We start from the raw sequence: 13,038 nt of genomic DNA, 5'->3' as shown, positions 1-13,038 counted from the left end.
ACATGAGCGTCATCGACAAAAACGCAAGAATCTTCGTAGCAGGCCATCGTGGCATGGTGGGTTCCGCCATTGTCCGTAAACTGCAGGCCAAGGGTTACACCCATATCGTCACCCGCACGCACCAGGAACTCGACCTGATCAATCAAGCTGCGGTTGACCTGTTTTTTGAGCAGGAAAAACCCGACTATGTTTTTCTGGCGGCAGCCAAGGTGGGGGGAATTCAGGCAAACAACATCTACCGCGCCGACTTCATCTATCAGAACCTGATGATCGAAGCGAACATCATCCATGCGGCCCATAAGGCCGACGTGAACCGTATGCTGTTTCTTGGTTCCAGCTGCATCTACCCACGCGACTGCCCGCAACCGATCACGGAGGAATACCTCCTGACCGGGCCGCTGGAACAGACCAATGAGCCCTACGCCATCGCCAAGATTGCCGGCATCAAGCTGTGCGAGAGTTACAACCGGCAATATGGACGGCAGTACGTCTCGGTCATGCCGACAAACCTCTATGGTCCAAACGACAGCTACGACCTGGCCAACAGCCACGTCCTGCCGGCGCTAATCCGCAAGGTTCACCTGGCCAAGCTGGGCAAGGCTGGCGATATCGACGGCATCCGCCGCGATGAAAAAATCTACGGCTACGTTCCCGACGACGTCCTTGCCCGGCTCGGCTGCGAACGGGACGACGCCGGCCGCATTATCAAATCGCCGGCCTACCTGCCGAAAGACACCTTGCTGGTCTGGGGGAGCGGTACCCCACGCCGTGAATTCCTCTACGTCGATGATCTGGCCGATGCCTGCTTGCACCTCATGGAACAAGCGTATGACGGACCGCTGATGAACGTTGGAACGGGTACTGACGTGACCATCCGTGAACTTGCGGAAACCGTCATGAGGACCGTCGGCTTCGGCGGCGAGATGGTTTTTGACACTGCAAAACCGGATGGAACACCGAGAAAAATGCTGGATGTATCCCGCATCGCAGCAACTGGATGGACTGCAAAACAAAAGCTGGCGACTGGTATCAAACTCGCCTACGAAGACTATTTCGCCCGCCTGAACCAGGCGAAATACTGAGAACAGGGAGTTCCCTTTGGCAAGCAATTCTGATCGCGGTTTGCTGTCCAAAAGTTTGGCTGGGCTCAAGTGGAACTATGCGGGGACGATTGCCCGTGTCGTTATGCAGCTTGTTGCCCAGATCGCCATCGCCCGGATTATCGGTGTCGCTGAATTCGGCGCTGCCAGCGCGGCAATTTTCATATCGGCCTTCTGCATGCTGTTCGTCGAGATGGGGCTCTCTTCCTCCCTGGTCCAGGCAAAAGCCATCACACATTCGGATATCCGTTTTACATTTACCCGAACGATCGAGGCGTCGGTTCTGGTCATGGGCGTGCTGCAGTTGATAGCACCATGGATTGCCGAAACGGCATGGCAGGACTCAGGGGTAGCAGATTTACTGCGCGGGATGTCGCTATCCATACTGGCGCAGGGCTGCGGCCTGATTTCGTTGGCCTTGTTGAGGCGAGAACTTGACTTCAAGACAATCCAGATAACCCAAACAATCTCTTATTTTCTAGGCTTCGTATGCACCGGCATCACCGCCGCCTACCTGGGTGCCGGCGCTTGGAGCCTAGTATTGGCCTGGGTCGTGCAGAGCGCGATTTTTTCGTCCATGTTGTACTTCAAGACGCGGCACCCGGCCAGTTTACTACCGGGCATCACCTGCCCGAACCGAAATCTACCCCGCTACGGCCACAAGATATTTCTCACCAATCTTGCCAACTGGGCGATCGAAAACCTGGACAACCTGCTGGTCGGACGCTCGTTCGGTACGACAGCCCTGGGAAGCTACACGGTGGCCTACAACCTGGTCAGAACACCGACGAATCATCTGGTCACCTCGATTCAGCAGGTTCTGTTTCCCGGCAGCGCCAAAGCCGGCGAAATTGACGACTCCTACCGGAATGCTTATCTCGCGTTGATCTGGGTTCTCTCGCTGCTTGTGTTCCCGCTGTTCTTTTCAGTGGCCGCCCTGGCACAACCGCTCGTTCTCCTGATCTATGGAGAAACCTGGGCCGAGACAGCGCTGATTCTGGCACCACTGGCCATCGCCATGCCCTTTCATGCACTCATGGCGATTGGCGGACCAATACTATGGGGCCGCGGCAAAGCAGCCCAGGAAATGCGCATCCAGCTTGCCATTGCCGCTGTTTTTCTCTCCTTGTTGCTGGTCTTGGCCAGTACCAGCGCCGCCGTGATGGCGTGGGGGGTGGCGGGCATGTACGTCTTGCGCTGCCTGGCGCTTCAACTCCAGGTGATGTCGACGCTATCCATACGAACGGGCGACATCATCCGAGCAGTCTTTCCCGGCTTGGTTGTTGGCCTGATTAGCCTAATCACCTTCCGTTGGCTTGACAGTTCCATATCTGTAGCCCATCAGGGCGCCCTTACCCGCATGGGTGCTGCGGCAATCTGTTCCGTCCTTGGCCTGCTCTCAATGGCGCTCCTGTTGCGCTTCCTCATCCCCGCCAGACTGGCCTCGGCAATTGCTTCGAGCAATTATTTCCCCGACAAGATGCGCAAGTGGCTGGGGGTGCAATGAAAATCGCTTTGTTGGCTCCAATCGAGACATCGAGTGTCATGGAACTGCTGGGGAATCCATCACAGCCTCTACCGAGAGGTTATCCGGGTGCACCACTATTCGGCGTTCTGGCAACGGCGCTTGTCAATCGCGGGCATGAAGTCCAGGCATTTACTACGGATAGCTCGCTTTATCGAAGCGGCAATCAACCGGTGGTCATTAACGGACCACGCTTTGCGCTTCACTTTATCCCTTCTCGCCCGCGCTCGTTTCGCCCGGAAAGCGGAAGACTGGGACGCATGCTCGATTTGTTCGCCTATGAGCGCAAAGGTCTCATAAAGGCACTCAAAGGCTTCAATCCCGACATCATTCATGCGCACTGGACTTATGAGTTCGCTTGGGCAGCCTTGGACTCCACGGTCCCCAACCTCATCACTGCCCATGACTCGCCTTGGGATGTATTGCTCCACACCAAGGATATCTATCGGGCAGGCCGCTACCTAATGGCCAGAACCGTCTTGAGACGTGCCACGAATTTGACCGCCGTATCGCCGGTCATCAGTGCGCGACTGGCAAAAATGACAAACGAGCCGATATCCGTTGTCCCAAATCCGATCCCGGACAGCATGTTTACTGAGCATCGCCAGAAGGGATCGGCAGAAACGGGATCCATAAAAATCGTCATGATCATCAACGGATGGTCGGATCTGAAGAATCCAAAACCGGCGTTGGCAGCTTTTGCCCTCCTTAAAAAGCGAAACCCCGGCTGGCAATTGCACTGCTATGGAGCCGATTTCGGCGCAGGTGAGCGAGCCTTCCGATGGCTGAAGCAAAACACTTCATTGGAAGGAGTGCATCTCCATGGCCGCCGCCCGTACTCTGAAGTCCTGGAAGGATTGAGCACCGCCGATGCGTTGGTTCATCCTTCACGGACCGAGGCCTGCAGCATGGCCATAGCAGAAGCGATGTCCCTAGGGGTACCAGTCATCGGAGGAAACGCCAGCGGTGGTGTGCCCTGGCAACTGGACTACGGGAAAGCGGGTTTCCTTACAGACATCGAATCTCCCCAGGCCATCGCCGATACAGTTCAGAGCTGTATCGACACCATCGCTTCAGGCGCCGACATTCGAAGCCACATTGTCAACCGTGCCAGAGCGTTGTTCTCTGCATCCCGTGTGGCTTCACTCTACGAAACCGAGTATCTGAAAGCCTTGGGCACCCAAGCCCCCCCCTCTTCATCCCGGGTCTTCTCATGAAATCCCCCGCTGCAATTATCCAATTATTGTGGTGGCGTACCGCCATTCCGGCCCGCCTCAAGCATGGCGGGGTCACGATACGCCACAAGGCGTCATTTACCGGGATGCCCATCGTCTCATTGGCTTCCGGCTCGGAGATCGTAATTGGCGCACGCTGTTCGTTAATATCCTGCGCTCGCCATACCGCCCTGGGCGTAAACCATCCGGTAATCCTCCGCACACTGCGGCAGGATGCCCTCATCGACATTGGCGAAGACACCGGCATCAGTGGCAGCGTAATTTGCGCAGCCCGCTCCGTTCGGATCGGTTCGAACTGTCTCCTCGGTGCCAATTCGATGATCTTCGACACGGACTTTCATTCACTCGCCCCTACCAACCGACGGTACAACAACAATCCAGAAGACATTCAGGCGGCCCCGGTAAACATCGGCAACAATGTCTTCATCGGGGCTGGGGCCATAGTCACCAAAGGAGTTGCAATCGGCGACAACTCAATCGTCGGCGCCGGCTCAGTCGTTGTACAAGACATTCCTAGCAACGTCATTGCCGCCGGAAATCCCGCAAGAGTCATACGGGAGATTCCATGCTAGTCCTCCCGATCCTTTTCGGTACAGTCCTTGTCATGGCCATTTGTGTCGTATTCCTCCTGTTCGGGGTAACTCGGGATACCAGGCTGGGGATCGCCCTGATACTTGGCGAATTTGTCCTTGAAACCTGGTCGCTTGCGCCTTTGGGGATCGGCTTGGGGGTAAATCTCTTCACCACTGATCTTGTGTTCCTGAGCATCGCCTTTGCAGCGCTAGCGAGAACCGCTTTCCACCGACATTCCGACCCGATTCACTGGCTTTGGCTGGCATTCGGAGCGGTATTGTTTGCGTCATTCATTATTGGATTGCCCACGTACAAGACCACGGCAGGCGTCGAGTTCAGACAATATTTTTATATCTGGGTCGGCGCTCTCTACCTGCTGGTCATGCCCATGGGAGAAAAGGAGTGGCGTTTTCTCCGTCAGGCAATGGGATGGGCGGCCGCGCTTTTGGTTGCAATCGCCCTGTATCGCTGGGCGGTCGGTGCCTTTGGCATAGGTAGCCAGCCCTGGCTCGAATCTTCGGAGAACAGTCGATTTCGAGTGCTAAACGCAAACCAGGCGGTCTTCCTTGCCCAGGTTCTCGTGCTCGGGGCGGTTTTCCATCTCAAGAGTAGCGGGCTCTCGCTTGCCGGCAACTGGAAACTGGCTCTTTTGGCCTTGTGCATACTTGTCCTTCAGCACCGGACTGTCTGGCTGGTAACGATCGTGAGTTTTGGCGTTCTGGCCCTGGTCGACGCCGAAGTTCGAAGCAAAGCCGGCAAGTATTCGCTGATGCTGCTGTTTCTGATTGCAGTTGCTGTTCCAATTGCTCTCTTTTCCAAGGTATCGGACACCCTCTATCATGCTGCGGTCGTAGAACCGTTTTCGCGCGACAGTACGCTCGTGTGGCGGGTCGAAAGCTGGCTTACCTCGGTATTGGAATGGATGCGGGCTGGCCCCAAGGAATGGCTTATCGGCTTTCCCTTTGGCAAAGGGTTCTATCGCTACCTCGAGTTCAAGCGCACGTACGTCGATGCCTACCCACACAGCTACTACGTAACAACCCTGCTTCGTGCAGGCCTCCTCGGCATATTCACCCTGCTATCGGCTTACTACATGGCCGGCTTCAGACTAACCAAGGCGGCAACGAATCCTTGGGGGGAGCATTGGGGCTGCCGTACGGTCATGGTCCTCCTGTTCGGCCAACTGGTCTTCTTTGTCTCCTACAACCCCGGATTCGTACAAGCAATCGTGATCGGGTTGGGGTTGCGCATGGCCATTGAACTCGGGAAAAAATCGCCAATGGAATCTGCGGCGCTGAACCAGAGGTATTCGCCAACCATCCCGGTCTACCGCCATGAATAACGGCTCCCGCCGCATCGTCGTCGCCATGCTCGTCGCCGCATTGACGATGTTTGGATCTCTGAATGAGGCAGGAGCGGAGACAGCCTCCGGCTCTTCAGTGCAATTGCAAGATGACTTCTTCGGCATGCATATGCGCTGGGGAGCAACGACAACTCCTTGGCCTTTTGTCCATGTTGGCAGTTGGCGGGTCATAACTGCTGAAACGGAATGGCGAGGCGTTGAACCACAGCGTGGGCAATGGCGCTTTTCACATTTGGATAGCGCCGTCCAACGCGCTGCTCTACATGGCGCCGATGTACTGCTCTCTCTTGGACAAACCCCGACCTGGGCCTCCTCCAGACCGCAGGAAATCGTTCCCAATGGGCCGGGAGCTTCTGCAGAACCGGCGAATATGGCCGATTGGGAAAACTACATTCGCGTGGTCGTCGCTCGCTATCGCGGCCGGATCAAGTATTACGAACTCTGGAACGAGCCTTACTTCACCGAAGTATTCGGTGTGACCGGCCGTGGACATTTCACCGGCAGCGCTGCGGTCATGGCAGAAATGGCCCGCATCGCCAAGCGCGTCATTAACGAGTTGGACCCTTCCGCAAAGCTCGTGGGCCCGGCTTGTGTCGGCCGTGTTGAATGTATCGAGGCCTTTCTGAAGGCTGGCGGAGGTGCCCACATCGACATCATCGCCTTTCATTTCTACGCTTCCCCTCAACTGATACCCGCCAAGGCCCAGGCGCTCCAGGCTATCGCCAGCAAGTATGGGGCGCAGAAGCTGCCCATCTGGAACACGGAGTCCGGCTATCTCGTCCACGGCACGGACCAAGCGACGAACCCGCAGCCCCAACTCGGAGAATCCTTCGCATATGTCCTCAGCGAAGAACAGTTACCTGGACAGGTATTGAAAGCAATGGTTTTCGCGGCGACCAGCGGCGTAAAACGCTACTACCACTTTTCGTGGGATATCCCGACGATGCATGTCATGTGGAAAAACGGGACCGAACCCACCCCCGCCAGCTTGGGTTATGCGCAAACACTGCGCTGGCTTCGCGGTTCGACACTCAGCAACCTGAAAACTGCGGACGGTATTGTCAGCTGCAACGTAACTTCCAAATCGGGTCACAAAGGCATGTTGGTGTGGTCGGTAAGTGGAACGCGAAATTACGCCGTTCCTACCCCTTTCCGCCTCACCGGTTACGAAACACTGAGCGGTAGTTACATCGCTCGAAACTTCGCTACCAACGTCGACGCTGGCGAATTGCCCATCTTACTTAGACAAGAGACAACACTGTGGTAGCCGCCCAAAATCAAAATCCCCAACCTGCCTTGGCAGTTCTGATGGCCTGTCACAATCGGCGGGAAAAAACCGTTGAGTGTCTGCGCCGCCTCACGGAGTCCGCCCAAAATGGCGGGTTGGAGTTTGCCCTTTATCTATTCGATGATGGCTCAACCGACGGCACTGCCGAGGCGGTTAGAAGCGCCGTGCCATTGGCCAGGATTCTGCATGGAGACGGCAACCAGTTCTGGAACAGAAGCATGCATCATGCATTTGCGGAGGCATTGCGCAACGGCCACCAACTATATCTGTGGCTTAACGACGATACGATGCTGACCGCCAACGCACTCGGCATTCTGATGGAAACATCGCTTGCGCAGACCGATACGCAAGACAACCGGCCTATCGTCGTTGGCGCCATCTGCGATCCTCAACAAGACTTACTGACTTACGGCGGAGGAAAACGACCGAACCCGGTTCTTCGCCCCTTCTTCTACCGACTGCTAACACCCAACGGCACGCCTCAGGAAGTCGACGTGATGAACGGTAACGTGGTGTTGATTCCGCACTGCGCGGCTCAGGCGCTGGGCAATCTGGACCCTGTTTTTGAGCATGGCATGGGTGACACCGACTACTCGCTTCGGGCACGGCGGAGCGGCAGGAGGATCGTTCTGACACCTGAATACATTGGAATGTGTAGCCGGAATCCTCTCGCCGGAACATTTCACGACAAAACTGCCTCAGTCGCCGCGAGAGTTAGATTTGCGCTCTCACGCAAGGGCTTGCCATGGCGATCCTGGCTTGCGATGTGTTCACGACATGGCAACGTGCTTTGGCCCATCCATTTTATTTGGGGATATCTTCGGATCCTCATGTCGGCGCGCGGGAGTTGACATCCCATGCTTCGATATCAATTCGACACATCGTTGGTGCGCTTTCTGGCGATAGTGCTGATCACCAATTCCCACTTGGACCTCCTTTACTCGGACCCACGCTTTGCTACCGGCGGAAGTCTGGGCAATGCCCTTTTCTTTGCACTGTCCGGGTTCGGTTTGGCATTGAGCTCCAACAAGCATCTGCCCAAGTTCGGCTCATGGATCGGCCGCCGCTTACTCCGGATTTACCCGCAAGTCATCGTCGTACTGCTAGTTGGTGGTCTGATAACCAGCACGCCCAGTTGGTGGCTATTGGAAGAAGTTATTCAGCAGTTTATCTGGCCCACACCTTACTGGTTTGTAGCGGCAATCGTAGTCTTTTACGCTCCGTTCTATCTGGTCTTGCGGTTTGTGCCTGCACACATCCCCATTCTCCTTGCCCTGTCGGCAATACCGTACCTCTGGTTCTATTTCACTGCGCTTGAGCTCGATCGGTGGGCAGTGGAAGGGGAATATTTTCGCTGGCTTTTCTATTTTCCGATGATGCTGTTCGGCGCCTACCTGGCGTCCACTCCGGCCCTTCTAGAGCACAAGCTCCGGGACGCAATCCTGCTTATTCTGATCATTGCAAGCTACTTCGGCCTGAAGGTCATGCTAAATAGGGGGCTTTTTGGGGAATGGCAGCTCATTCTTCACCTCTTGACCTTCCCCTTTGTTTTTTATGCATTCCGCCTACTCGCCCATCCGCAGGTGCTGGCAGCCCTGAAGCAGTGGCGACTCTATTTCTGGATTGCTCTCCTCGGCGAACTGTCGCTGGAGGTCTACCTGGTCCAGGTTTATTGGATCAAGGCACTCTCGAGCAGTGGATTGGTTTTTCCCGTAGGGGCCTTGCTGGTATGGCCCCTGGTCTTCATCTCGGCTTGGGCCCTATCAATAGTTTGCCGACGATTTATCGGAAGATTCGCCCGGCAATCGATTGCTGGGCAAGCTGAAATTTCTCCGGAGCTAGCCAGCGGAGAGCAGACATGAAAATTCTCCTTTCAGCCTTCGCCTGCGCCCCCAATACTGGCAGCGAACCCGGCGTCGGTTGGCGCTGGGCCATCGAACTGGCGAAACAGCACGAAGTCGTTGTTGTGACCGATGCCACACGGCGCCACCTTATTGAGCCCTTTCTTGCCGAGCATCCCGTCACCAGTTTGCGGGTTCTGTATTTCCGTCCCTCTTGCTTGCGCTCCACTCCGCTTAATTCGTGGACCGCACAGTTGCTGTATACGGCCTGGCAATTCGGACTTTGGGAGTTCGCCAAGCGCCTCCACCGCGTAGAGAAATTCGATGTTGCCATGCACGTCACTTACGGCGTCTTCCGGCACCCTTCCTTTCTCGGTTACCTGGGCATTCCTTTCGTGTTCGGCCCGCTGGGCGGCGGTGAAGATGCTCCTTGGCGCCTCAAGCGTTCAATCCGTGGCCGGGAGAAAATCAAGGAGCTGCTTCGTGCCGCTTTGAACAAGGTCTCACTCGTGGACCCATTTCTCTGGATCGCGTTTGCGGGAGCGTCGTCGATTCTGGTCAAGACGCAGGACACGCAAAACGCCCTTCCCTGGCCATTTCGCCGTCGAGCCCTGGTGTACCCCGAGATCGGGATTGATACCTCACCAACTGTCGTTCCCTGCACGAGATCTGCAGACCAACCGTTGCGGGTTTTGTTTGCCGGACGCCTTCTTGGCTGGAAAGGCGCACACCTCGCAATTCGTGCGGTAGCACTGGCTCGCGCCCGTGGCATTCCGGTCGACTTTACCTTGGTCGGGCGCGGCCCCTGCGAACAGGAGCTTCACCGCCTGAGTGAATCACTCGGAGAGCACGGGAACGTTAATTGGATCAGCCAGATCCCCCAGCAGGAATTGTTCGCTCTATATGGAACAATGCATTGTTTTCTTTTCCCCAGTCTGCATGACTCAAGCGGAAACGTTGTTCTGGAAGCCCAGGCCAACGGGCTTCCGGTAATTTGCCTTGAGGTTGGCGGTCCAGCCACACTGGTAACAGATGAGTCTGCAATCGTAATTTCGATCAATGGTGACGAGACATCCGTTATTGAGGGACTCGCAGGGGCACTTCAGAAGTTTTTCGAAAACGAAGGCCAACGGTTGGAAATGGCAAAAGCCGCCATTCTCCACGCGGCATCCTTTGCTTGGAACGACCGCGCCCTCGGTGCGTTGAAGACCCTTTCCGCACATTCCGCCGAAGTTAACGGACAACGATCACTGGAAAAAACCTGACCCGGAAAAGCCATGATCTCATTTTTGTTCGCTTTCGCCCGCCAAATGCAAACCCGTCTTCTTGTCGCCGGAAAATCCGCATTTCTCTCCTGCGGCAAGGATCTGCACGTTGGTCGAGGATCTCGCCTCTGGGCTCCTGAAAGAATTGCTATCGGCAACAGTGTGTACATCGGCAAAGAGGTCCTGATTGAATGCAATGCCGAGATTGGCGACTACGTCCTGATCGCAAATCGCGTCGCTTTCGTCGGTCGTCACGACCATGATTTTCGGACTATTGGCGTCCCGGTCCGCTTCTCGCCCTGGATTGGTAGCCGAAAAAAAATCAGTCCTCATCGTGGATCGAAAGTCGTCGTCGAATCAGATGTCTGGATTGGCTACGGCGCCACAGTGCTTTCGGGCGTAACCCTCGGGAATGGCACCATTGTCGCAGCCGGTTCCGTCGTAACAAAGAGTACACCTGCCTATGCAATAGTTGCCGGCAATCCGGCCAGGATCGTAGGGCAGCGTTTTGCAAACCCGGAAACCATCAAAAACCACGAGAACGGGATTCGTTGTGGTCGCTTCGTTTTTTCGGAGCGCGGTTATGACTACTGGACTGTGGAACCAGGTATCGGAACCCATTCGCCATGAAAAAAATTGCTTTTGTATTTGACCGAGTTGCGCACTACCACCAAGAGTTGTTTCGTACCCTTGAATCCCGATTTGCAGAGCAGGCGATTGAACTTCACCTGTTTTCCGGGCAAACCACAGCAGGGAGCAAGGGACGCATAGGGTTAGAAAGGCAAATTGTCGCAAGGGAGCAGAAGTATCAGTTTCGCGAATATCAGGTCGGCAGCTATGTCTTTCGCCGACATATTGGAGTAATCGAAGAAATCAAGTTACTGAAGCCGGATGTAGTGGTTCTGCTTAGCCACGTCGGGAATCTCTCACACTGGCAGCTCATGGGTCTCAAGGAAAAGCTCGGTTTCAAGTTGATGGCCTGGCAGTGTGGCTACGAATACAATCCGGGTCGCTTGAAACAAGCATTGCTGCGACGTTTTATCCCCAAGTTCGACCACCATTTCGCCTATCACTCGAATGCCCGTCGCTATGCCCTGAGCCATGGAGCGAGGGATGATCAGGTCACGGTGATCCACAACACCATCAACGAGGAGCGCATTGCCTGCCTGCCCAAGGAGGAGGCACGAGCCCTGTTGCTGGCACGCCATCCTGAAATTGGCAACCGCCGTATTCTTCTGTTTGTGGGTGCTGTCCTCGCTGAAAAGCGCGTCGAGACGATCCTCGCAGCAATGGATGAATTGAAGCGCAAGGACATTGTGCTGTTACTGGTGGGGAATGGCGACCATCTGCCCGTAATCCGTGCAGCCTGTGCCGAACGGGACGATGTCGTTATAACTGGCGCCATTGTCGAGGGAGTCGGCCCATATTTCGATGCAGCGGAAATGTACCTTTTGCCGGGCACCGGAGGACTCGGCATCAACGAGGCGATGGCTCACAGCTTGCCCATCGTCTCCGGCTATGCCGATGGTAGTGCCGACGATCTGGTGATCGACGGTGTAAGTGGCTTCCGCCTGCAGGAAGGATCAGCCTCTGAAATGGCAGGAAAAATCACCCAAATACTGGACACGCCAGGCATGAGCGAGTCAATGGGGGCCCGCTCTCGGGAACTGATTACCGGCCGATTTGCCTTCCGGGAATTTATCGCCCGAATCAACAACAAGCTAGTGGAATTTGCCTGATGACTACCCTTTACCTCGTTGCCGGCGCCCGGCCGAATTTCATGAAAATCGCGCCCATCGTGCGCGCGATCCAGGCACATGGCGGCCTTGAGTTCCGCATCATTCACACCGGCCAGCATTACGACCGGGAGATGAACGAGGTGTTTTTCGAGGAACTAGGTATTCCGGAGCCGGATGTTTTCATGGCCGCTGGCGGCGGCAGCCATGCGCAGCAGACGGCGAAGATCATGGTGGCTTTCGAGGAGCTTTGCCAGGCACAGCGGCCGGATGCGGTGCTGGTGGTCGGTGATGTGAATTCGACACTGGCCTGCTCGATTGTTGCCAAGAAACTGAACATCCCTGTGGCACACGTGGAAGCCGGTTTGCGCAGTGGTGACATGACGATGCCTGAAGAGATCAACCGTCTGGTTACAGACAGCATTTCGGATTGGTTCTTTGTAACTGAGCCCAGCGGTGTCGAGCATTTGCTCCGTGAAGGCAAGGCAGAGTCGGCGATCCATTATGTTGGCCATGTGATGGTTGATAATGTCCTGTTTCAGGCCGAAAACCTGAAGAATGCCGATACCTCAAGCCTTGAAACCTCTGTATTCAAAGCGGCCATCCAGCGCTATGGCGTGGTAACACTTCACCGCCCAAGCAATGTGGATAGCGCTGAGATGATGGCGCGCATTGGCGGGGCGCTTCGGGAGATAGCTGCCGAGTTACCGCTGATATTTCCGGTACACCCGCGCACACGGGCCAATCTGGAGAAATTCGGGGTCGATCTTGGGCCGAATGTGACGCTGCTTGGCCCGCAGGCTTACATGGCCTTCCTCAACTTGTGGAAGGATGCCGTCGTGGTGCTGACAGACAGCGGCGGCCTGCAGGAGGAAACCACGGCGCTGGGGGTGCCCTGCATCACCATCCGTGAGAACACGGAGCGGCCTGTCACGGTAGTTGAAGGTTCGAACGTGCTGGCCGGAACGGACCCGGTTCGCATCGTCATTGAAGCACGTAAGGTCTTGCAGGGTGATGGCAAGCAGGGTCGCCGGCCATATTTGTGGGACGGCAAGGCGGCAAAGCGGATTGTGGAGATTCTGGCTGCCGAGCTGCAGACCTTACATTAGGAA

At 55.8% G+C, this 13,038-nt stretch carries 12 protein-coding genes; all 12 read left to right on the top strand.

Going from position 1 to position 13,038, the window contains the following annotated elements:
• Positions 1–11 precede the first annotated feature (11 nt).
• Genes AB6Q56_RS17865 through wecB form a run of 12 tightly spaced genes read left to right on the top strand, consistent with a single transcriptional unit; the run spans position 12 to position 13,035 of the window.
• Positions 12–1,082 (top strand): GDP-L-fucose synthase family protein, encoded by a 1,071-nt coding sequence (locus AB6Q56_RS17865; protein ID WP_434517174.1) that lies wholly within the window; start codon positions 12–14, stop codon positions 1,080–1,082.
• Positions 1,083–1,098: 16 nt separating this feature from the next.
• Positions 1,099–2,607: a lipopolysaccharide biosynthesis protein gene (locus AB6Q56_RS17860; protein WP_434514396.1), complete on the top strand. Its 1,509-nt coding sequence runs from the start codon at positions 1,099–1,101 to the stop codon at positions 2,605–2,607.
• Positions 2,604–3,842: a glycosyltransferase family 4 protein gene (locus AB6Q56_RS17855; protein WP_434514395.1), complete on the top strand. Its 1,239-nt coding sequence runs from the start codon at positions 2,604–2,606 to the stop codon at positions 3,840–3,842. Before AB6Q56_RS17860 ends, AB6Q56_RS17855 begins: the two co-directional genes overlap by 4 nt.
• Positions 3,839–4,432, top strand: a complete 594-nt coding sequence (locus tag AB6Q56_RS17850) for an acyltransferase (RefSeq protein ID WP_434514394.1) — start codon at positions 3,839–3,841, stop codon at positions 4,430–4,432. Before AB6Q56_RS17855 ends, AB6Q56_RS17850 begins: the two co-directional genes overlap by 4 nt.
• Positions 4,426–5,775, top strand: a complete 1,350-nt coding sequence (locus AB6Q56_RS17845; protein ID WP_434514393.1) for an O-antigen ligase family protein — start codon at positions 4,426–4,428, stop codon at positions 5,773–5,775. The genes AB6Q56_RS17850 and AB6Q56_RS17845 overlap by 7 nt, the downstream gene beginning before the upstream one ends.
• The gene (locus AB6Q56_RS17840; RefSeq protein ID WP_434514392.1) at positions 5,768–7,063 is read left to right on the top strand and encodes an endo-1,4-beta-xylanase; all 1,296 of its coding nucleotides are present in this window, start codon (positions 5,768–5,770) and stop codon (positions 7,061–7,063) included. The genes AB6Q56_RS17845 and AB6Q56_RS17840 overlap by 8 nt, the downstream gene beginning before the upstream one ends.
• A complete protein-coding gene (locus tag AB6Q56_RS17835; protein WP_434514391.1) occupies positions 7,057–7,935 on the top strand; it encodes a glycosyltransferase family 2 protein in 879 nt (292 codons plus the stop codon). Before AB6Q56_RS17840 ends, AB6Q56_RS17835 begins: the two co-directional genes overlap by 7 nt.
• Positions 7,936–7,941: 6 nt before the next feature.
• Entirely contained in the window at positions 7,942–8,946 is a 1,005-nt protein-coding gene (locus AB6Q56_RS17830) for an acyltransferase family protein (RefSeq protein WP_434514390.1), read from the top strand.
• Positions 8,943–10,190, top strand: a complete 1,248-nt coding sequence (locus tag AB6Q56_RS17825; RefSeq protein ID WP_434514389.1) for a glycosyltransferase family 4 protein — start codon at positions 8,943–8,945, stop codon at positions 10,188–10,190. Before AB6Q56_RS17830 ends, AB6Q56_RS17825 begins: the two co-directional genes overlap by 4 nt.
• Positions 10,191–10,202: 12 nt before the next feature.
• The gene (locus AB6Q56_RS17820) at positions 10,203–10,820 is read left to right on the top strand and encodes an acyltransferase (RefSeq protein ID WP_434514388.1); all 618 of its coding nucleotides are present in this window, start codon (positions 10,203–10,205) and stop codon (positions 10,818–10,820) included.
• Positions 10,817–11,929, top strand: a complete 1,113-nt coding sequence (locus tag AB6Q56_RS17815) for a glycosyltransferase family 4 protein (RefSeq protein WP_434514387.1) — start codon at positions 10,817–10,819, stop codon at positions 11,927–11,929. Before AB6Q56_RS17820 ends, AB6Q56_RS17815 begins: the two co-directional genes overlap by 4 nt.
• On the top strand, positions 11,929–13,035 hold the full coding sequence (gene wecB / locus AB6Q56_RS17810) for a non-hydrolyzing UDP-N-acetylglucosamine 2-epimerase (protein ID WP_434514386.1): 1,107 nt from the start codon (positions 11,929–11,931) through the stop codon (positions 13,033–13,035). Before AB6Q56_RS17815 ends, wecB begins: the two co-directional genes overlap by 1 nt.
• Positions 13,036–13,038: the final 3 nt, after the last annotated feature.

It is taken from the genome of Dechloromonas sp. ARDL1 (assembly GCF_051122455.1).
Lineage (GTDB): Bacteria > Pseudomonadota > Gammaproteobacteria > Burkholderiales > Rhodocyclaceae > Azonexus.
Note: the sequence above shows the minus strand (reverse complement) of the source record. Positions and strands in the feature narration are given on the sequence as shown.